Here is an 18,439-nt window from a genome sequence, read left to right as displayed (position 1 = left end):
GGGGTGAGCACGTGAGGGCCATTAGCTCAATTGGCAGAGCAGCGGACTTTTAATCCGTTGGTTGTCGGTTCGAGTCCGACATGGCCTACTGCTCGCGGGGTAGAGGAACCTTCCTCTGACCTGCGCCTTAGCGCCCCATCCGACTTCTTAGGGTGGGGCGCTTTGCTGTGCCCGGGGCGTCCGGTGGCCTGATGTGAGCCCGAGGTGAGCCCGGCGGTACGAACGGCCTGCCGCGGGACCAGCCTTACCGCGGCCTCGGCAGCCTTTCGCGCGACCTCGGGCAGGACGCTGGTGTACGTGTCCGAGGTGATGGTGATGGAGGAGTGGCCGAGCATCTCCTGTACGACCTTCATCTCGGCGCCGGCCGCAAGGGCGAGGGTTGCCGCGCCGTGGCGCAGGTCGTGCAGCCGGATCGGGGGCAGACCCGCCTCGGCAGCCAGCCGCCGGAACTGCTCGGTCACCCATGCCGGGTGGAGCCACTCGCCGTTTTCCTGCGTGAACACGCGGCCGGTGTCGACGTACGCCTCGCCCCACGCGAGGCGCTCCCGCATCTGCCGCTTTCGGTGCTTCGCGAGCGCCTTCACCGTCTCGGAGTCGAGGGCGACCACGCGCTCGCCGCTGTCCGTCTTGGGCGCGGACTCCTCGACCTTCCAGCCGCGCTGTACGAGCTGAGTGGCGACGGTGAGCAGCCCGGCCCCGAGGTCGGTCTCGGTCCACTGCTGGCCGCATGCCTCGCCTCGGCGCAGGCCACGGAAGGCGATCAAGTGGTACAGCGCGTAGAGGCGGTGCTTCGCCGCGCGGTCGAGGAACGTGCCCGTCTGCTCGGGCGTCCAGACCATGACGGGCGACGGCTTGTCTCCCGTCCGCTTCCACTGGGCAATGCGCTCCTCGGTCCAGACGAGTGCCTTGGGCCGCTTGCCGGTCTCCAGTTCGACATGTGACGCCGGGTTGAAGGTGATGAGCTGCTGCGCGATGGCATCGTTCAGGGCCGCACGCAGAGTGGCCCGAACGCGCTGTCGGGTCGCCGGCCCGGTGACCTTTCGGAACGGCTTCATCTCGGCGAGCTTGGCCCGCTCGGCGGCGATCCGCTCGCGCTCGGCGGGGAGCGGTCGCCCCGGTGTGGTCGGCTTGCTCAGCGCGACCTGCGCCCGGCGGTTGGCGTTCTCGACGAGGATCTCCTCGTTGTGCTCCTCGATCGCATCGAACAGCTCAACCAGGTGGCCCACGTTCAGCCGGTCGAGGCGGTGCTGCCCGATGTGCGGCTTCAAGTGGACGCGGATGTGCGACTCGTATCCGTCGAGGGTGGAGTCGCGGCGCCGCTTGCCGGCGAGCCACTGGTCGAGCCAGTCGCCGACGGTCAGCCGGGCGGTGAGGGACTGGCCGGTGCGGAACCGGCGCTGTGTCTCCTCGTAGTCGGGTACGGCCTCCTTCTTGGAGGCGACATTTTCGAGGAGGTCGCCGATCAGCAGGCGGCCGTCGGGGTCGTCGTCACCCGGGATGCCGAGCAGCGCGCGCAGTCGGTCGAGGTCGCCCTGCGCCTCGTTCTTCGTGGCGTAGCCCGAGCGGCGGAAGGTGCGGCGCTTGCCGTCCTTGTCGTTCGGCAGCTCTTGCCGGACGTTCCACAGGCCGTGGCGCTTCTGCGTGAGCTTTGGGCACGACTGCCCGTACTGCTTGCCCGTTTCAGGGTTGCGGCAGGCGCACCGTTTGAAGGTCGAGCCGGTCAATCCTTCTCCTCCCCCTCGCCGGACGGTTCGAGGAATGCCTCCTTGAACGCCCGGCTTGCCTCTTCGTAGGACTGCTTCGTCTCGCTGAGCTGAGCGAGGGATTCCTCGTACTCGCGTTCTGCGGCTTGCTTCCGCCGGAGTGCTTCCTCGGTGCGGAGTCGAGTGCTCAGGTAGAGCGAGAACGACACCCGGTACGTCGATTCGATCAGCGACTGTTCCGGGCTGTCCGCCTGGTTGCCGAGCAGCTCGTTAACGGAGACGCCGAAGCACAGGGCCAGAGCGGCAGCCTCGTTGACGCGGACGGGGCGTGAACCGCCTTCCGTCTTCGCGACCGTTGTCTGGCGCCAGGAGAAACCGCTCCGGCTCATCATCGTCGCCACGTCTTCCTGCGACATGCCGCGTGCCGTACGGAGTGAGCGCAGGGCTTCGCCTAGTGCCTTCTCAGGCTCGTAGCCGTAGCCCCACATGGTGTCCGCCTGCTGACCCTGTTCATTCTCCACGGGAATGGACGCTACACCCTGGGTGGGGTTGACACCAGCCGATCTAGGGGATCATGCTCGGGGGGAATGGAGTACCCAACCCTCTGGAGGATGACTTGTATCCGCTCGAAGATCAGAACGTGAAGGGGATGGCGGCGGCCGAGTTGATGGCCCTGCCCGTCAGCTTCGACCTCGACACGGCGAACCGAGCCTTGGCCCTTGGCCGAACGACCGGGTACGCCATGGCCAAGAGCGGCGAGTACCCGGTGCGGGTCCTGCGCCTTGGACGGCAGTACCGCGTCACTCGGTACGACCTGCTGCGCTTTCTCGGCTTTCAGAGCCAGGAGCCGACCGAGGCGGGTGCCGCGTGAGTAGCCCGGTCGTCACTCCTCGCCGCTCGGCAGCCCTGCCGACGATGAGCTACCGCCTGCTCGTTTCGCACGGGTGGGCGGTACTTCCTGACGCCACCAGGGAGTTGGGCGGACTGACCCCGACACCCAACGGGTTCCGTGCGCGCCTCTTCATCGGAGGTGCGCGCGACATCGACGAGTACACCGCCCGGACGCTCGCCGCCGTACTGGCTCGCAGCGCGGGCTATCAGGTGCACGGCACCGACCCGGACGGGCTCGCTGCTGTCGTGGCCACCCTCGCCGCACTGCTGGGGCGGTGACGGCTTGACGACCCCGACCCCTGACCCGCTCCGCGTCGCCCTGTGGCTGGCCGCTCAGGGCTACGCGGTGCACCCGCTTGCCCCGGGTGCCAAGCTGCCCGTGCGCGGCTGCGACCGCTGTGCAGCCGGGACCAAGGAGCGTCCCAACCCTCACCACGTCCCGCACGACGGGCACGGCTGCGAGTGCATCGCCGCCGGCCGCCCCTGTCACGGCGTGCTCGCCGCGACCACCGACGCCGAGCGCATCGCCGCATGGTGGGCCCGGATGCCGTCCGCCGGCGTCGGCGTCGCCGCGGGTCCATCCGGCCTGGTGATCCTCGATGTGGACTGCCACGGCGGACAGCCTCCCGAGGAGCAGTCCGAGCTGCTCCCGGGCGTCGCCCTGCCCGAGAACGTCGCCCCTGGCAGCATCGCCGACGGCCGCGACACCCTCGCTCTGCTCGTCGAGGCGCGACGTGCGACGCTGCCCGGCTGCGGTCCGCAGACACTGACCGTGCTCACCCCTTCCGGCGGACTGCACTACTGGTTCCGCGCCCCGGCCGGTACGACATGGCGCCCGCTCGCCGGCGCACTGGGCTGGCAGCTCGACGTGCGCGCCGGCTCCTCGTACGCCGTGGCCCCGGGCACGGTCACCCGCGCCGGCATGTACACCGCGCTCGGTGACTGCCGCGCGGTCGCCAAGTTGCCCGTCTGGCTGGCACGCGACCTCGACCGCACCGGGCACCGGGTACGCCCCGAGCGGCCCCGCACGGTGCTGCCCTGGCGCTCCCGCCGTATGGGCAGCGGGTACGCCGCGGCTGCCGTCGAGGCCGAGCTGCGGACTGTCGCCGAGGCGCAGCCCGGCACTCGGAACGCCACGCTCAACCGCGCCTCCTTCAACCTCGGCACCCTCTGCGCGGTCGGCCGACTCGACCGCGGGCAGCTCGTCGACGTACTGCTCGACGCGGCCCGGCACGGTGGGCTGTCCGACCGTGAGGCCGAGGCTGCGATTCGCTCCGGCCTCACCGCAGGCGAGCGGAACCCGCGCACGCACACCGGGGCCGCCGCATGAACACCTCGGCCTTTGACCCGGTCGCCGCCGCCCGCTCCGTCGTCCCCTTCCCGCGGGCGGAGCAGGGTGGGGAGCAGCCACGTGCCGCGAAGCAGGAGAAGCAGCCCCCGCAGGCGGAGGTGCTGCGTGTCCTCGGGCAGAACCGCTTCCGGTACCTGCACCACAACGGCGCCCCGTACGCAGTCCCGTATGACGGTCCGGCCGTTGCCGTGCCGTTGCGCGCAGCAGCGCACACCGGAACCGGCAGCCTGCGGCAGCACCTCACCCGTATCTACGTCACCGAGTACGACCGCACGCCCTCGCAGACCGCACTCGCGGATGCCGTCGCCACGCTCGACGCGCTCGCCATGCGCGTGCCCGAGACCGAGCTGCACCTGCGCGTTGCTGCGGACCCCGAGGACACGGCGGTGTCTTGGCTCGACCTCGGCCGCCCCGACGGGGAGTCGGTCCGTATCGCCCCGGACGGGTGGACCTTGACGTGCCCGGACCCCGAGGCGGGTCCGGTCTGGCGCCGCACCAAGCTGGTTCGGCCACTGCCCCGCCCCGACCGCCCGGCCGGCGGCTGGCGCGAGGGCATCGGCGAACTTTCCGCCCTGCTGCCTTTCACTCCCGAGACCCTGCCGCTCGCGATCGGCTGGCTCCTGGCTGCACTGCGCCCCGGGATGCCGCGCCCCATCGCGTACCTGACCGGTGAGCAGGGCACCGGCAAGAGCACCTCGGGCCAGATGCTCACCGGGATCATCGAAGGGGCCCGCGCGCCCCTGCGGCAGGCACCCGAGAACCTGCGCGACCTCGGCCCGACCACCGCGGCCGGATGGGTGCTCGCCCTCGACAACCTTTCGGGGCTGCCCGGCTGGTTGTCCGATGCCCTGTGCCGCATCGTCACCGGCGACGCGCAGGTGACCCGCGCCCTCTACACCGACGATGACGTGAACGTGCTCACCTACCAGCGGCCCGTACTACTGACCGGCATCGACCTCGGCGCGCTCCGCAACGACCTCGCCGAACGCATGATGCCGCTCGAACTCCAGCCCATCCGCCGAGACCAGCGACGCACCGCGGGCGCACTGTGGGCCGCGTACGCGCAGGCGCACCCCCGCATCCTCGGAGCCCTGCTCGACCTAGCTGCCGAGGTTTGGGCCGACCTCCCGCACGCCGCTGCCGATCTCACCGAGCGCCCGCGACTCGCTGACTTCGCCGAGCTGCTGCACGCGCTCGACCGGGTCACGGGCTGGCGCAGTCTCGCCGCGTTCAACGGGGCGCAGGACGCCTTGAACGACGCCGTCCTCGACGGCCACCCGGTCGCCGGCGCCCTCCGTGCCTGGACGGCCTCCCCGGCTTTCCCACCAGGCGGCTGGCAGGGCACTATGGGCGACCTTCACCGGCAACTCAGCAGCGACGGGCGAGGCTTTGCGGACGGCTGGCCCAAGACACCAGCCGTACTGAGCGCCCGCATCCGACAGGTCGCCCCGGCGCTCCGAGCCCGAGGCATCCACGTGGCGCGTACCTCGGGCAGCAACAAACACGGCAAGGTCTACGCCGTGACCTGCCACTCAACTGCCTAGCCACACGCCACACCGTGCTCCGGATCTCAGTGGTCGCGAAGCGCTTGCGTGGTGGAGGAAGGTGGACACTGACATGTACCGCACCCCAGATTTAAGACGTTCCACGTGGTGGCCGAGTGACTGAAGTGGAGCAGAGCGACTTGTGGTGTCACCAAAAGGGGCAGCTTCGCTGAAAGTAACTCAGTGATTCTTCGAAAGAAGGTTCGATCTTCCCCTAAGTCTCGCGGGGTAACCCCCGGCTCCACTCGGATCGATCTCTTTCCTCAATAAGATCTTGGCCTGATTTAGTCTGCCGATAATGGCCAGCAAGGCGCTCTTGCTGGTCCGGCGGGCCAAATTTATGATCACCAACTTACGTCACTTAACTTCAATCTATTCGGTGACGGCTGAGGCGAGTGGTACTAGGCGGGGGCCGCGAGTGAGTCAGGGAAGCATCGATCCAACTGCTGGTATCTCCGAGATCGATGAGTCGCGACGGCAAGAGCACTACCGAGTCAGCGTAAAGATCTTTGATGAGATCGAGGACGATCTCCGGACGTCACGGACTCTTCAGAGGATCTATCTCCTGTGTCTGATGGGTGGAATCACTCTCACATTCCTCCTGGGCTACACGGTCATCGTTGGGCTGTGGAAGACCCAGCCGGTGTTCACCCGGTGGGCTGGCCTCATCATCGTCAACGGTCTCTGGATCGCCATGGGGTGGGCGCTCTGGAAGAATCGCAAGAAGCTCGTTGATCGAACCGGCGCGCTACGGAACGCTCTCCAGGACCGGCAGACTGCCGCCGCAATGCTTCCTCTTGACTCGCCCTCGGGGCTTCGCATCTATCGCGAAGCATCGCTGGATCTGATCGATCAGTATCGGAAATCAGCGAACAAGAACCGGCGTGTCCATAATTTCTTCCAGGGCATCATCATCACTGGGTCGATCATCACGTCCACGCTTGCCGCCATGAATGAGGGCAGTAGTCAAATTTTGCGGCTCTCGACAGCTGCTCTCAGTGCGCTTGTCGGAATTTCTGCGGGAATCACTGGTTATTTTAAATTCCGCGAACGCGGATACAATCTCCAGTCGACGGCCGACGATATTGAGAAGCATTACAACGCGTCGCAGTTCATGCTCGATGAGTATGCCGGTCGGGATGATGAGCCGCCGCTTCCCGAGGCTGATCGACTCAGGATGTTCGCTCGCTACGTAGAGCGCTTGAAGGAAGAGCAGAGGAAGCGAGAGCTTCAGTTGGAGACCTCCAGCTCCGGGAGCGAAGAGCGTGCAGGCTGATGTTCCTTCGGGCACTCCGGCAGAACTGCGTGCTGGATACGCGATGGAGCTAAGAACTGACCGTGACTTCACCGATGTCAGGTGTGGGTGGTTGGCGTTGCTTCCTAGAGACCCAAAATGAGGGCGCACAGTGCGAGATGGTTCCTCGCTCCACTTTGGCAGTGGAAGGCTCGCCGGCTCATCGCTGCTCACGGTGAGACCATGTCCCCAACCACCGCCTGGTGCTTAGTCGCGCTTGCGCGTGATCCCGGGTACATCCCGTTTGTGCAACACATCGTGGCGCAGCGGGCATCAGAGGAATCGACGCCGCCGGGCGTAGTCCTTGACTCGTGGCGAAACCTTGAACCGCGTGAGCAAAAGAGACGCAGCGCTTGGCTTAACCGCTATAGAGCCACGCCTCTCTACAGGCTGGGTGTGCCAGAGGAAGTCATCGCGTTAGCTGGCCTGCACGTAGTTGAGTGGCGGCTTCCTCCGGGCCAAGACATGGCCTCGCTCGTTGCCCAAAACCGCCCTCGTTCGTCAGGCGACGCCTCGTAAACCGGCCGCTTCAGCTGATCGATGGAAGGGCGGCCCGAACCAGCGCCGGCCCTTCCTAGACGTTTCCGTGTCCGGGGGACGCGCAGGGCGCGACGGGGACGCACGTCAGCAGCAGGTCGTCCCCCTTTCGCCCTGTCGGATGCTGACCTGGGGCGATGTGTGGGACGCGGGGGACGACTCCACCCCTTCACTCCTCTGTCTTACTGAGAGAAGGAGAGAAGAAGGAGAGGGGATAGAACCAAGAGCGTCCCCCTCGTCCCCGGCGTCCCCCGGTGTCATTGGGGTGTCCGACCGCGACCGGTCGCGTCTTGTGCGCGGGTGCGCGCGAATACCGCAGGGCACTGACAACGTCTCAAAGCTGTGCGGAACCGGTTCCCCCCCGCCTCGCGCGCATAGGGGCTGGCTTAGGCTCGCGACCGGTCGAAGCACCCTCCGCGCGCGGGAGCACCGAGAAAGCAGGCCCGAAGGCGAGCCTTACGCCATGGCATACCCACGGTGAGCTGTCCAAGCTCGGGCGGCGGAGATAAGCGGAGCGCGGTGGGGGGCTGGGTCTGACTCCGCGCGGCTCTCCCATACGGCACACAGGGCCTGCGCGAACGCCGTGACGACCGAGGGCTCGGCGGCGCGGTAGGCCGGGACGGTTCGGGCGAGCGCCTCGGCTTGCTGGGGGGTGTGGCCGGCGTGGACGAGTCGAGGGATGACGAACGCTGTGTCTGCCCATGCCGGACCGGGGCAGGCCAGGGCCCAGTCGAGTACGCGGATGCCGTCATCGGTGGCCAACATGTTGAGCGGTGACACGTCGCTGTGGACGAGTACCCGGCCTTCAAGGTCAGGGGAACGGTCGGCCGGGAAGAATCCAACCCATCGGATGTGGAGCGGCTTCTTACGGACCTGCCCCGGCCACGGGGCCGCCGACATGGCGGTGAGCGCGTTGATCAGAGGGCCGAGGTCGGGTGATTCGGGGGCGAGGTCCGGGTGGGGGCCAGACACGTACTCGTATCCGGTGAGCAGCCATCCGCCGGCATCGACCTGCCAGAGCACCTGGGGGGCGAGGGGTGCGACGCGGGTGACGCGCGCCTCGTACTCGTACATCCACGCGGTCGGCTCGTCGCTGCGGGTGCCTTTGACGAACACGCGCCCGGTGGGGGTGTGCAGGGTGCAGGCGAGTCGGGACATGACGCCCGTCTCGGCCGTCTCGGCGTGCTCAACCGGGCCGGTGTAGGTCTCGACGGCGCTGCGGGCCTCGGGCGGGAGTTCAAGCCATGCGGTGCGATCCACCCGCGTGCTCCTCGTGCAGGAAAGGGGGCCGGTCCCCGGCTCGGCCACAGCGTGGCACAAGCAGAGGACCGGCCGCAGGCGGTGCGTCAGGCGTACTTGGGGCTGTTGTGGCAGTTGGCGTGGCACTGCGAGCAGTCGGCGAGGTCCAACTCGGGCCAGAACTCCATGTCGATCACGAACCCGGCCGCGACGATCGCCTCGACCGTCCGGGCGCGCAGGGCCTTGCCGCCGCCGTGCTCCTCCTTGTCGAGGAACCCGGGCTGGTGGTGGACGAACTTGCCGAGCGTCTGCCCGCAGAAGTCCTGGTAGGCCTGCGTGTGCAGCAGGAAGGCGTGCCAGAAGTCGTCGACGAGCGGGGACGGGCTGAGCGGGGTGTCGCTGTGTGCGCCGGCGGCGAGGAAGGCGAGCATCTGGCCGATGCCGCGCTCGGCCTGGTCGTCGCTGAGCTCGGGGAACTTGGCCTGCATGTTGGACGCGAGCGTCGCGCGCAACGTGGCGCCGATGAGAGTCCGGGCGTCGGTCGCGGGACGCTCCTGGATTACGGTCATGGTCCATGCCTCCTTGGTCAGTGGTGCCGGGACATGCGGTGTGGCGCCCCGCCCGCGCGGGGTCGTCCGCGTGGGCAGGGAGATCAGAGCGCCGGGATTCGAGCGTCCGGCGCGGCGAGTGCGGGCATGGCGCCGTGGCGTCCGAGCTCGGCGGTACCCGTGGCGGCCAGGGCGGTGAATCCCGCGACCGTGCCGAGGGCCCATATCCAGCTCAGGAGGAGCCCGAAGGGATCGCGAGCGGTGGCGCGGCGGTGAGCTGCGCGGCCCGACCTCACGCGGCAGCGTCCTTGGCCTGCTCGCGCTGCGCGATGATCCGCTGGAACTGGCAGGCGTACAGCTCCACCTGGTCGGGCGTGAGGACGAGCAGTGACTCGGCCGTTCCGCCGTCCTCGTAGTGGACGGATACTCGCAGGGCGCCCTGCTGCGCGCGGGAGTCGTAGAGGGCGTCCCGCTGCATCGGAGTGATGTGTGTGACCTGCGCCGGTACGGGACGCAGCGTCGTGCCGTCGGCAGGCGCCGTCCACTTGTCGCCGCCGCCGGGCGGGCTCAGGTGGTACGTGCCGGCGCCGACACCGGGGAGTGAGACCACGACGCCGATCTGTCCACCCTTGGCGGTGTCGCGGGCAAGATCGCCGAGCCGGGGGTAGAACGGGGCGGCAGTGCCTAACTCGCCGCCCTGAGAAGGGAGATGGGGAGTTGCTCGTCCTGTCATGCCCCAGAAGTTAGGGGCGCGTCAGGGGGTCAATATGAATCGGAGGAATACCGCCCTCATCCGTCGAGGTGGAAGCGGTCTGACATACGGCGCAGCTTCTCGCGGGTGGCGATCCGCTCGGCGTAGACGATGCTGCGCAGGGTCGAGCGGGCGATCGGATGGTTCCGTACGAGCTGCGGTGCGATCCGCTCGGCGGTCTCCAGCTCGGCGAGCGCATGGTCGCGGTTGCCGTCCCACAGCCACGCGCGGGCGAGATCCATGTGGTGGTGTCCCTGACGGGAGTTGGGGAGGGCCGCGACGAGCTCGGGCGCGGTGCGCCGGTTTATGGCGAGGGCCTTGCTCTGCTCACCCGTCTCCAGGGCCACGCTGATGGCGTGGATCTGGACGTTGCCGGGGGAGAACGTGACCGAGTGGCGATCGTAGACAGGTGGGTTGTGGTGGCCGGTCATGCGGCGGGCAGCGTCGCGTGCGTGGCCGATCCGCTCCTCGGCCTCGGACGGGCGGCCGGCGCGGGCCGCAGCTACGGCTGCGCGCAGGTGGAGCGTGCCCCACATTCGCAGTGCGAGGGGGTCGCCGAGCTCGTACTCGCGCTGCACGCTGGCGATGGCTTTGTCGGACAGGGTGAGCGAGTCGTCCCAGTCGGCGGTGGCCCACATGTCCCAGACGCGCATCCAGTCCGCGAGCGCGGGCATGACGGGGTCGGCAGACAGGCGAGCTGCCCATGCGGCGCGCTCGGCCGCCATGGCGACGAGCTCGGGGTGCCCGAGGGCGTGCGCGGCCGTGTGGGCGAACTTGCACGCCACGGCGTAGATCGCGAACGCTTCCTCGCGCTCGTGGCCGGTAGTGGCTTCGGCGAGGGCGCGCGCCTCGCGGAGCAGATCGGGCAGAGTCGCCAGGATCGCCGTGTTGGCTGCCGCGTCCCTCAGGCGGTGCAGGCGGGTCATTTCCCGCCACAGCTCGCCGGACGGGCGGGCAGCCCCGTCGAATACGGGCGTCAGGTCGTAGCGGCGCAGCTCGCGCAGGATGGAGGCGGCCGAGACCTGCCACTGATTCTCTGCGGGGCTGCTCGCGTACGGCCGGCCGATCAGGTCATTGGGATGCACGTGCAGCTCAGCGGCAACGAGGTTCAGCAGGCCGACGCGGTCCAGTTCGATCAGGCCGCGTTCCATCTTGGACACCCAACCCTGTGTCTTCCCCAGGGCAGCAGCGAGGTCGGCCTGCGGCATTCCGAGCCGCAGCCGCGCCCGCCGGACGCGACGGCCGATCTCCTCGGCTTCTTCCAACATCAGCGCACCCCCTGCATGTGGGCGACCGGCCTTGGCCGCTCAGCAGCACGGTACCGAGGCGGCAGGCCGAGTGTGAGGTGTCGGCCTGACTCTGTCTCCTCTCTACCTCACACAAACACGGCATCGGCATAGGCGCTGCAACGAGATCAGGGAGTGGTCTGCTTCAAGAGGGCCGAGAGCGGATGGCGAGGGAGGCCTCCAAGCCCCATGACGCGAAACCCGGCGCCGCCGTTGTCGAGCTTGACGCTTCCTGGTTTCCCTTCGGATACCCAGTCCACCGTGATGGAGAAGCGCACGTCTCCCTGAACTGACGGGAACCTCAGTTCGAGCTGCTCTGGGTCCTGGGACGAGACTTTGAAGGGGAGATCAGGACCACGCTTCTGACTGCCGTCAGCCGCCTTGGTGACGGTTGGCTTTACTGACACGGGTTGACTGGCCAGGTCGACGTCAAAGGGCCGTACATCGATCCCGCTGCCGCAACCCTCGGCATCGATCACCTGGCCAGTGGTCGGGACAGATTCGGTTGTGATCACGTCAACGCGCACACCCGCCACAACAATGCTCTGATCGGTCTTTGCTTGCAGCGTGACCGGGGCGGAGACGACCTCACCCCACTGCGGGTCCGCCACCGGCACCCCCTCGGCCCTGAGTGCGTCGGGCTTTGCCTTCAGCTCGGAGCGGCTCCGTGCCGAGTAGCGAGGAACGCAACCATCCGGCCCGCTGGAGTAGGCCTTCAGGCTCGGCGGCTCCGTGAACAGACCCGAGAACCAACCCCACCCCCCGGGGACTGCGGTGGCGACTATGACCATGATGGCGGGAAACACTACGGCCGTTACCCAAGCCCTCTTGTCCTTCAGCGGTGAGCCGCCCTCACCCTCGGTCTGATTGTGCTGAAGGCCGCGCAGTCTGCGCACAGCCGGACCCGTCACGCGCCTCAGCCGCGGTCCCGCCATGGCTACCCCTCCCCTGGTTGGTCCAGGGGACAGATCGCAACCGATCACGGCAACGGCCACCCCCTGTTGCCGGTCGATTCGACTGGCATTCTGTCAGCCGATCTTGCACGCGACAGCCTCTTACTGAGGGCTACTCAACCCGCAGTGTGTAGATCACTCGTGGGTGGCGCCTCGGCGGTCGGGCGCCGGTCCGCACGTCGCGGTCCTGCCTTCCTTGGGGCCGGGGTCAGGAGCTGGCGGAGCAGGAGATCTTGGGGCCCACAGCCCCTCGTCGTGTCGGGCAGTAGTGCAGGTCAGAGCGGCTGTGTGGTGAGCCCGGTGTGAGCCCGGACGCCTACGGACGGGGTGTCACGGGCCGGTGGTGGGGTGGCCGGCGTACCTGTCCTGACCAGCCGGAACGGCATGGGCAGGAACGGGGCCCCAGCCGACATCACTCCGGCTCCTCGACTTTTAATCCGTTGGTTGTCGGTTCGAGTCCGACATGGCCTACCGCTCGCAGGCGGGGGTTGACCCCTCTGTCCTGTCGCTTAGCGCCCCATCTGGTTTCGGCCAGTTGGGGCGCTAAGTCGTTTCCGGGCCCGTGCGTGAGCGATGCGTGAGCGGACGGCCCGGGACGGAGCGCCATCCAGCACCACGATGCGGGCTCGCCGTGGACAGGCGTCGTCTCCAGCGCCTCTTCGATGGCCACTACGGCATCCGCGAGGCGGCGGTAGACCCGTGTCGCGCGCCCCGTCCGCTGGCCCAGAGCTCCGAAGGCCGGGGTGAAGTCCAGCCGGGCCACGACACTCGTGTCCTCGAACATGAAGGCGTACAGCGGGAACCGGGCCTCCTTCCCGTCCGAGCGGGTGAAGACCGTGCACGACGCCGCGCGGTCCACAGTGGATGGCCAGCCTTCCGACGCTGCCACACCGGGGAGGGGCGTCATCCGTGTGCCTCGCTTCGCGGGCGACATGGTGCAGACCGTCGCGGTGCGTGTCAGCGTGAACGGAGAGGGAATCCGTACCCCACGCATCCAGAGGAGTCACTGTCATGGACGGTAGGCAGGACAAGCGCCAGGAGCCGGGCAAGGGGCGCGAGGCGCAGGAACACCGTCGCCCCGGAGACCCTGCGCAGCCCCAGCCCGGCAAGTCGTCCCGCGAGAAGGGACAGAAGGCCGGCCAGAAGGAGACCTCGCGCCGCCGCGAGGACGATCTTCTGCGCGAAGAGGACCTGCACGACGAGGGGCTCTGACCGGCGCACCACTCGGCCACTCGCCACTGAGGATTCGGGGTCAGCCCGCCTCCCCGGCGGCGCCGTCCTCAGGTTCGGGTGTGGTGGCGATGAGGATCTGAGTGGCCTGCGTGATGTTGTCGGCGCGGACGGCGCGCGCCATCGCTTCGCGGGCGGCGTCGGCGGTGGTGTCCGGGGGGACCACCAGCAGGGCGAAATGGTCGTTGTGGCCGCGAGTGACGAGGACGGTGTCGTCGCCGACGGGGTCGGCGTCGAGGTGCACGACCTGGCCGTCGATGACCAGACGGGTCGGGATGTCCTGCCAGGCGGAGGTGTCCAGGCCAACCCGCGTGATGGGCCCGAGGTGCGCGGTCAGTGCCGTGATCAGTAGGGGCAGCTCGATCGTGACGTCCCGGGAGCGCGGCCACCAGGCGCCGTCCAGGAGCCCTTGGCGGGACTGTGTGGTTTCCAGCCGGAGCAGCGCGGCGCCCGGCTTGACCGCTTGGTGGATCGCGTCTGGGAGGAGCTTCAAAGGGTCGGGGTTGTCGGATGCGGCCATGGTGATTCCGCCTGTCTCGCGGTGCGGCGACCCCCGTTCGACGGCCGGCAGCGGCGTCGAAAAGGCTGTTGAGCTGGGAAACGTCTCCGTCGTTTCACGGTACTCCGCCCACCCTCACGGTGTGGTGAGGGGACCCGACTGCGCCGCTCTCGCCGTCTGCGCCGGAAAATACCTGGTCAGAAGCGGTTCCTGGATCACGGACCGGAGTACGGTGGGACGGCCACGGGCCCGGCCTGATGGGAGGGACGGCCTAGATGCGGGCGAACTTCTCGGTCTGCTGGGCGAACTCCTGGGCCATGGCCGCGCTGACCGTGGGCCTGGTTTCGCCGATCGTGCGCAGGTAGTCCTCGGTGGTGGGGCGGACCCGGGCTCCGGTGTCGAAGGTGCGCTCGAACTGGACTTGGGAGACGGTGCGCGCCACATGGGCGATGTCGGCGGGGGTGAACCCCTCGCTGGCGGTCGCCAGCACCGCGCTGTCGGCCTGCGCGCCCGCTCGGGCCAGGTAGCTCTCCCACAGCGCAGTCCGCGCGCGGTCGTCGGGCGGGCCGATCGGCAGTACGTAGTCGAAACGGCCGTGCCGCAGGAACGCGGAGTCGAGCGAGGTCACGTCGTTCGTGGCGCAGACGAGCAGGCGCCCGTCCTGGCCGCGGAACCGGACGATCGCCTTGAGCAGCTCGTTGACGACGCCGACCGCGGTCGCGTCCGCGCCGCTTCGGGTCCCCGCGATCTCCTCGACCTCGTCGATGAACACCAGGACGTGATCGAGCGCGGCGATCTCGTCGAAGCGCCGGTTCAGCCCGCTGGCCAGCCCGTATTCGGCTGCCAGCCGGGCGGGGAACAGTTCGAGGAACGGCCATCCCAGGCGGCTGGCGATCGCGTGCGCGAACGTGCTCTTCCCCGTCCCGGGCGGCCCGAACAGCATCACGGCCCGCGGCAGCTCCACGCCGTGCTGGGCGGCCATTTCGGGATGGGCCAGTGGCAGGACCAGACGCCGCTCGATGAGCTCCTTCTCCCGCTGCATGCCCGCGACCTTCTGCCACAGTCCCCCGGGCGGCAGCTCCGCTCCCAGCGACGCGAGAATGCTGACCGCCTGAGGGGTCACGCGCCCGCGCTTCTCGAAGAAGACCAGGCCCGGACGGGCGCCGAAGCCGCAGTTGTGCAGGGCGGTGGCACCGGTCTCGCCGTCGGGCAGGACCGCGTGCACCGTTCGGACGCCACCGGTGAACAGCCGGTGCTCCAAGGCCGTGATCAGGGCGCTGCCCAGCCCCTGGTGCCGCCAGGCGGGCGCCATGCTGATGCGCAGGATCCACGCTCGGTCACCGTCCACCCTGCTCACCGCGGCACCGACCACCTCCTCGTCCGCGGTGGCCACCACCGCCGGGTGGAGGGCCTGGAGGGCCGCCACGGCGTCCGAGAGCGGAAAGAGAGGTGATTCTCCGGCCGTGCCGCCTTCCGCGTCGATCCGGATCACCGCTTCGAGATCGTCCTGGGCGTAGTCCCTGACATGCCAACCCGTCATGGTCAGCTCCGCGTGTTCGGCCGTACTCCCATCATCAGCCGATGCGAGCCGGGGCGCGCGGCAGCGACCGCGTGCCCCGGCAGTGCCGTTGAGGGCGGAGCATCGAAGCCGTGTGGCGTGCCCGGTCGCTTGGGAGCATCCTGGAGGCCACGCCGCCCGTGCAGCCGGACGCCAGGCCGCCTGGTTGGAGGCAACAGGATGACCGTCGGAGGCCGCGCGGACCCGGACCGCTCGGAGAGCTTCGGGGAGGAACTGCTCGGGGTGCTCCTGGACGGGGCGCACGAGCTGCCGCCCCATCTGGTCGGCCCGCTGGTTGCGGAGACGATTGCCCGCATGGGGGGACGTGACCCGCAGATCCTGCTTCAGGACTACGGACAGCAACAGCTGGTCCCCCTGCCCGCCGACGGCGGGGCCGCCGGTGATGCGCTGCCCATCGACCGGTCCGAAGCCGGCCGGTGCTTCCTGGAGTCACGCCCCGTCGAAGTCCTGACGCCCGACGGCATACGGGTCCACCTGCCCCTGCTGGACGGCGGCGACCAGGTGGGGGTGCTCGCGGTCACCCTGGACGGGGTCGACGACGACACCCGCCGCCTCCTGCGCAGGATCGCGGGCCTGGCGGCCGACCTGCTGCAGACCAAGAACGGCTACACGGACCTCTTCTTCCGGATCCGCCGCGGTGAACCGATGAGCGTGGCTGCGGAGATCCAGTGGTCCCTGTTGCCCCCGCTGTCGATGGTGATGCCGCACGTCGCGGTCGCCGGAGTTCTGGAGCCCGCCTACGCCGTGGCGGGGGACAGCTTCGACTACGCCCTGAACGGCGACGTCTTGCACCTCGCCATGGTCGACGCCATGGGGCACGGCCTGGACGCGGCCACGATGGCCACGGTGGCCATCGGCGCGTATCGCCACGCCCGCCGGATCAGCATCGAACTGTCCGAGATCTACCTCTTCATGGACCGTGCCGTCGCGGAGCAGTTCGACCCGGACCACTTCGTGACCGCCCAGATGATGCGCTTGGACACGGACACGGGGCGCCTCCAGTGGGTCAACGCGGGGCATCCCGCACCCATGCTGATCCGCGCGCACCGCGTCGTACGCCGCCTGGACAGCCCCACGACCCTCCCTGTCGGCTTCGGAGGGGCCCAGCCGCAGGTCAGCGCGGTGGCGTTGGAGCCTGGCGACCGCGTCCTCTGCTTCACCGATGGCCTGATCGAAGAACACGAAACCGGGCAGGAACAGTTCGGCGAGAAGCAGCTGATCGACTGGGTGAACCAGCTGGAGCAGGTCGACCACGGGATCCGCACGGTGGCCCGGGACCTGTCCCACACCCTCAAGAGGGCACGCGGCGAGACCACCTCGGACGATGCGTCGCTCGTCCTGTTCGAATGGCGTGGATGACGGAAGGCCGTGCCACCACCAGATGGCGACTGCCGAGTTCAGCGATCAGCCGAGATGTGGCTGTGGTGTAGCAATCCTGGATCGCCCTCCGCTGGGACGGTAGGTCGCCTGAGACACGACACGGTGCAGCCTTCTGAGCAGGCGCTTCCGGACCTCGGTGGACCGAGTGGGATACCCCGGCATGATCTTGCCGGGCGGGGCGCTTCGGCGTTCACGACCAGCCCGGGTCCTGGGGGGTGGCCACCGACCAGCCCGGGTCCTTCGGTCCTGCCGCGAGTTCGTGGGCCTGGCCGGAAGTGCTCGTGCCGATCACGGCGATCAGGGCGGCGGCGGTGACGGTGATGAGGGTGACGAGCTTGCGACGCATGGTGGGGATGCCTCTTATCGAGCCGGCGGGAAGGGGGGCGGTTGGCCGGATCTCTCGTTCCGGGGTGCCGCCATCGTGCCGAGCCCGGCAGGGCCCTGTCGCCGGTTTCCGCTGGCACAAAACGCTCTGACATAACCGTGCCAGCGGGCCGGTTTCCAGGGCGAGTTGGCCGCGCGGCGTGTCCGCGTGATGGACGTCGTTTGTGCAGACGATGGCTGGTATGGACAATCCAGGGTGCAAGATCGGCCCTCGGAGGGCCGCATGCCGCCAGCGTTGTCGGTCCAGCTGTGCTGCCGCTCCGAACCGTGAGCTGGGGGGCTCCTTTTGTTGGTTTCTCTTGGGCTGACAGAGCGCTCCGACGCGCTCTACCGCCTCATCCTCAGACGGCCGGATCTCGCCGTCGCCGATGTCGCCGCAGAACTCGCGCGGTCCGAGGACGACGTACGCGCGGACCTGGAGGAGCTGACCCGGCTCTCCCTCCTCGCACCGTCCTGGCGGACCGACGGCCGGCTACGGGCGGTGAACCCGAAGGCCGCGCTCGATTCGCTGCTCGCCCACCAGCAGGCGGAGATCGCCCAGCGCCACCGGGCCCTCGCCGAAAGCCAGGCCGCCGCGAGCGCGCTGCTGTCGCAGTACGCCGAACTCCACCCGGCCCAGCCCGCGCACGAGGCAGAGCGGTTCCTCGGTGTCGAGGCGGTCCGGGCCAAGCTGAGCGAGCTGTCCGCCCGCACCCGCCGCGAGTCGATCAGCTTCCATCCCGGCGGGCCGGTGCCCGCCGCGCAGTTCAAGGCCAGCGAGCCGCTGACCGAGGACCTCATCGCGCGCGGCGTGAAGATCCGGACCATCTACCAGGACGCCATCCGCAACGACCCGGGCAGCCTGGAGCACGCCCGCTGGCTGACCGAGCGGGGCGGCGAGGTGCGGACGGTGCCCTCACTGCCGATGCGCATGGTCATCACCGACCGGGAGTTCGCGCTGATGCCGATCGACCCGGCGGACAGCGCGCAGGGGGCGGTGCTGCTGCGCGAGCCGGGCGCCGTCACCGCCTTCTGCGCGCTGTTCGACTCCGTGTGGGAGACGGCCACCCCGTTCGGCGAGCCGCCCCGGCGCAGCCTGGAAGACCCCGGCTCGCAGCCGCGCGAGCTGCTGCGCCTGCTGGCCCAGGGCTACACGGACGAGGCCGCCGCACGCCGGCTGGGGATCTCCCTGCGCAGCGAGCGGCGGCTCATCTCGGAGCTGATGGAGAAGCTGGACGCGCAGAGCCGCTTCCAGCTCGGGCAGCGGGCCGTGGAGGAGGGCCTGCTCTGA

The 18,439-nt window shown here is 68.8% G+C and carries 18 protein-coding genes, 1 tRNA gene and 1 pseudogene; 9 read left to right on the top strand and 11 right to left on the bottom strand.

Annotation, left to right across the window (positions count from 1 at the left end; genetic code table 11):
• Positions 1 to 15: 15 nt before the first annotated feature.
• A tRNA-Lys gene (locus tag OG974_RS20620) sits at positions 16 to 88 on the top strand.
• 31 nt (positions 89 to 119) lie between these two features.
• Here OG974_RS20620 and OG974_RS20615 read toward each other — a convergent pair.
• Both OG974_RS20615 and OG974_RS20610 read right to left on the bottom strand, forming a co-directional pair.
• A pseudogene (locus OG974_RS20615) lies at positions 120 to 1,724 on the bottom strand (tyrosine-type recombinase/integrase); the annotation flags it as partial.
• The gene (locus tag OG974_RS20610) at positions 1,721 to 2,224 is read right to left on the bottom strand and encodes a helix-turn-helix transcriptional regulator (RefSeq protein WP_327284162.1); all 504 of its coding nucleotides are present in this window, start codon (positions 2,222 to 2,224) and stop codon (positions 1,721 to 1,723) included. The gene OG974_RS20610 and the pseudogene OG974_RS20615, both read right to left, overlap by 4 nt.
• A 128-nt stretch (positions 2,225 to 2,352) precedes the next feature.
• Between OG974_RS20610 and OG974_RS20605 the strand changes: the two genes are divergently transcribed.
• The 5 genes from OG974_RS20605 to OG974_RS20585 all read left to right on the top strand — a co-directional run bounded on the left by OG974_RS20605 (position 2,353) and on the right by OG974_RS20585 (position 6,765).
• Complete coding sequence (locus tag OG974_RS20605; protein WP_327285707.1) at positions 2,353 to 2,574, top strand: integrase; 222 nt, start codon at positions 2,353 to 2,355, stop codon at positions 2,572 to 2,574.
• On the top strand, positions 2,571 to 2,873 hold the full coding sequence (locus OG974_RS20600; protein WP_327284161.1) for a hypothetical protein: 303 nt from the start codon (positions 2,571 to 2,573) through the stop codon (positions 2,871 to 2,873). The genes OG974_RS20605 and OG974_RS20600 overlap by 4 nt, the downstream gene beginning before the upstream one ends.
• 4 nt (positions 2,874 to 2,877) lie before the next feature.
• Positions 2,878 to 3,924 carry a bifunctional DNA primase/polymerase gene (locus OG974_RS20595; protein ID WP_327284160.1) on the top strand — a complete coding sequence of 349 codons (1,047 nt, stop codon included), beginning with the start codon at positions 2,878 to 2,880 and terminating at the stop codon, positions 3,922 to 3,924.
• The gene (locus OG974_RS20590; protein WP_327284159.1) at positions 3,921 to 5,489 is read left to right on the top strand and encodes a hypothetical protein; all 1,569 of its coding nucleotides are present in this window, start codon (positions 3,921 to 3,923) and stop codon (positions 5,487 to 5,489) included. The genes OG974_RS20595 and OG974_RS20590 overlap by 4 nt, the downstream gene beginning before the upstream one ends.
• Positions 5,490 to 5,787: 298 nt before the next feature.
• Positions 5,788 to 6,765: a DUF4231 domain-containing protein gene (locus OG974_RS20585; RefSeq protein ID WP_327284158.1), complete on the top strand. Its 978-nt coding sequence runs from the start codon at positions 5,788 to 5,790 to the stop codon at positions 6,763 to 6,765.
• A gap of 1,011 nt (positions 6,766 to 7,776) precedes the next feature.
• Here OG974_RS20585 and OG974_RS20580 read toward each other — a convergent pair.
• The 6 genes from OG974_RS20580 to OG974_RS20555 form a co-directional block, all read right to left on the bottom strand.
• A complete protein-coding gene (locus tag OG974_RS20580; protein ID WP_327284157.1) occupies positions 7,777 to 8,580 on the bottom strand; it encodes a phosphotransferase in 804 nt (267 codons plus the stop codon).
• Positions 8,581 to 8,666: 86 nt separating this feature from the next.
• Entirely contained in the window at positions 8,667 to 9,128 is a 462-nt protein-coding gene (locus OG974_RS20575; RefSeq protein WP_327284156.1) for a hypothetical protein, read from the bottom strand.
• Positions 9,129 to 9,211: 83 nt separating this feature from the next.
• A complete protein-coding gene (locus tag OG974_RS20570; protein WP_327284155.1) occupies positions 9,212 to 9,403 on the bottom strand; it encodes a hypothetical protein in 192 nt (63 codons plus the stop codon).
• Complete coding sequence (locus OG974_RS20565) at positions 9,400 to 9,840, bottom strand: hypothetical protein (protein ID WP_327284154.1); 441 nt, start codon at positions 9,838 to 9,840, stop codon at positions 9,400 to 9,402. The genes OG974_RS20570 and OG974_RS20565 overlap by 4 nt, the downstream gene beginning before the upstream one ends.
• Positions 9,841 to 9,896: 56 nt before the next feature.
• Positions 9,897 to 11,126, bottom strand: coding sequence for a helix-turn-helix transcriptional regulator (locus OG974_RS20560; RefSeq protein ID WP_327284153.1), 1,230 nt, complete (start codon positions 11,124 to 11,126; stop codon positions 9,897 to 9,899).
• 146 nt (positions 11,127 to 11,272) lie between these two features.
• Positions 11,273 to 12,040, bottom strand: a complete 768-nt coding sequence (locus tag OG974_RS20555) for a hypothetical protein (RefSeq protein ID WP_371644002.1) — start codon at positions 12,038 to 12,040, stop codon at positions 11,273 to 11,275.
• Between the two features lie 1,068 nt (positions 12,041 to 13,108).
• Here OG974_RS20555 and OG974_RS20550 point away from each other — a divergent pair.
• On the top strand, positions 13,109 to 13,309 hold the full coding sequence (locus OG974_RS20550) for a hypothetical protein (protein ID WP_327284151.1): 201 nt from the start codon (positions 13,109 to 13,111) through the stop codon (positions 13,307 to 13,309).
• Between the two features lie 40 nt (positions 13,310 to 13,349).
• On the opposite strand, the gene OG974_RS20545 is transcribed toward OG974_RS20550, so the two are convergent.
• On the bottom strand, positions 13,350 to 13,847 hold the full coding sequence (locus OG974_RS20545; protein ID WP_327284150.1) for a DUF5994 family protein: 498 nt from the start codon (positions 13,845 to 13,847) through the stop codon (positions 13,350 to 13,352).
• 250 nt (positions 13,848 to 14,097) lie between these two features.
• Positions 14,098 to 15,366 carry a bifunctional GNAT family N-acetyltransferase/ATP-binding protein gene (locus OG974_RS20540; protein ID WP_327284149.1) on the bottom strand — a complete coding sequence of 423 codons (1,269 nt, stop codon included), beginning with the start codon at positions 15,364 to 15,366 and terminating at the stop codon, positions 14,098 to 14,100.
• Positions 15,367 to 15,564: 198 nt separating this feature from the next.
• On the opposite strand from OG974_RS20540, the gene OG974_RS20535 reads away from it, so the two are divergent.
• Positions 15,565 to 16,764 (top strand): PP2C family protein-serine/threonine phosphatase, encoded by a 1,200-nt coding sequence (locus tag OG974_RS20535; protein WP_327284148.1) that lies wholly within the window; start codon positions 15,565 to 15,567, stop codon positions 16,762 to 16,764.
• Between the two features lie 211 nt (positions 16,765 to 16,975).
• On the opposite strand, the gene OG974_RS20530 is transcribed toward OG974_RS20535, so the two are convergent.
• On the bottom strand, positions 16,976 to 17,131 hold the full coding sequence (locus tag OG974_RS20530; RefSeq protein ID WP_327284147.1) for a hypothetical protein: 156 nt from the start codon (positions 17,129 to 17,131) through the stop codon (positions 16,976 to 16,978).
• A gap of 324 nt (positions 17,132 to 17,455) precedes the next feature.
• Between OG974_RS20530 and OG974_RS20525 the strand changes: the two genes are divergently transcribed.
• A complete protein-coding gene (locus OG974_RS20525) occupies positions 17,456 to 18,439 on the top strand; it encodes a helix-turn-helix transcriptional regulator (protein ID WP_327284146.1) in 984 nt (327 codons plus the stop codon).

Source organism: Streptomyces sp. NBC_00597 (assembly GCF_041431095.1).
Taxonomy (GTDB): domain Bacteria; phylum Actinomycetota; class Actinomycetes; order Streptomycetales; family Streptomycetaceae; genus Streptomyces.
The sequence above is the reverse complement of the archived record's forward strand: the minus strand, read 5'-3'. Positions and strand labels throughout refer to the sequence as shown.

Bases quoted from the DNA above. Each gene is read 5' to 3' on its own strand.
- OG974_RS20575 (WP_327284156.1), bottom strand. From the start codon at position 9,128: ATGACCGTAATCCAGGAGCGTCCCGCGACCGACGCCCGGACTCTCATC.
- OG974_RS20540 (WP_327284149.1), bottom strand. From the start codon at position 15,366: ATGACGGGTTGGCATGTCAGGGACTACGCCCAGGACGATCTCGAAGCG.
- OG974_RS20585 (WP_327284158.1), top strand. From the start codon at position 5,788: ATGGCCAGCAAGGCGCTCTTGCTGGTCCGGCGGGCCAAATTTATGATC.
- OG974_RS20560 (WP_327284153.1), bottom strand. From the start codon at position 11,126: ATGTTGGAAGAAGCCGAGGAGATCGGCCGTCGCGTCCGGCGGGCGCGG.
- OG974_RS20605 (WP_327285707.1), top strand. From the start codon at position 2,353: ATGGCGGCGGCCGAGTTGATGGCCCTGCCCGTCAGCTTCGACCTCGAC.
- OG974_RS20550 (WP_327284151.1), top strand. From the start codon at position 13,109: ATGGACGGTAGGCAGGACAAGCGCCAGGAGCCGGGCAAGGGGCGCGAG.
- OG974_RS20545 (WP_327284150.1), bottom strand. From the start codon at position 13,847: ATGGCCGCATCCGACAACCCCGACCCTTTGAAGCTCCTCCCAGACGCG.
- OG974_RS20535 (WP_327284148.1), top strand. From the start codon at position 15,565: ATGACCGTCGGAGGCCGCGCGGACCCGGACCGCTCGGAGAGCTTCGGG.
- OG974_RS20530 (WP_327284147.1), bottom strand. From the start codon at position 17,131: ATGCGTCGCAAGCTCGTCACCCTCATCACCGTCACCGCCGCCGCCCTG.
- OG974_RS20565 (WP_327284154.1), bottom strand. From the start codon at position 9,840: ATGACAGGACGAGCAACTCCCCATCTCCCTTCTCAGGGCGGCGAGTTA.
- OG974_RS20590 (WP_327284159.1), top strand. From the start codon at position 3,921: ATGAACACCTCGGCCTTTGACCCGGTCGCCGCCGCCCGCTCCGTCGTC.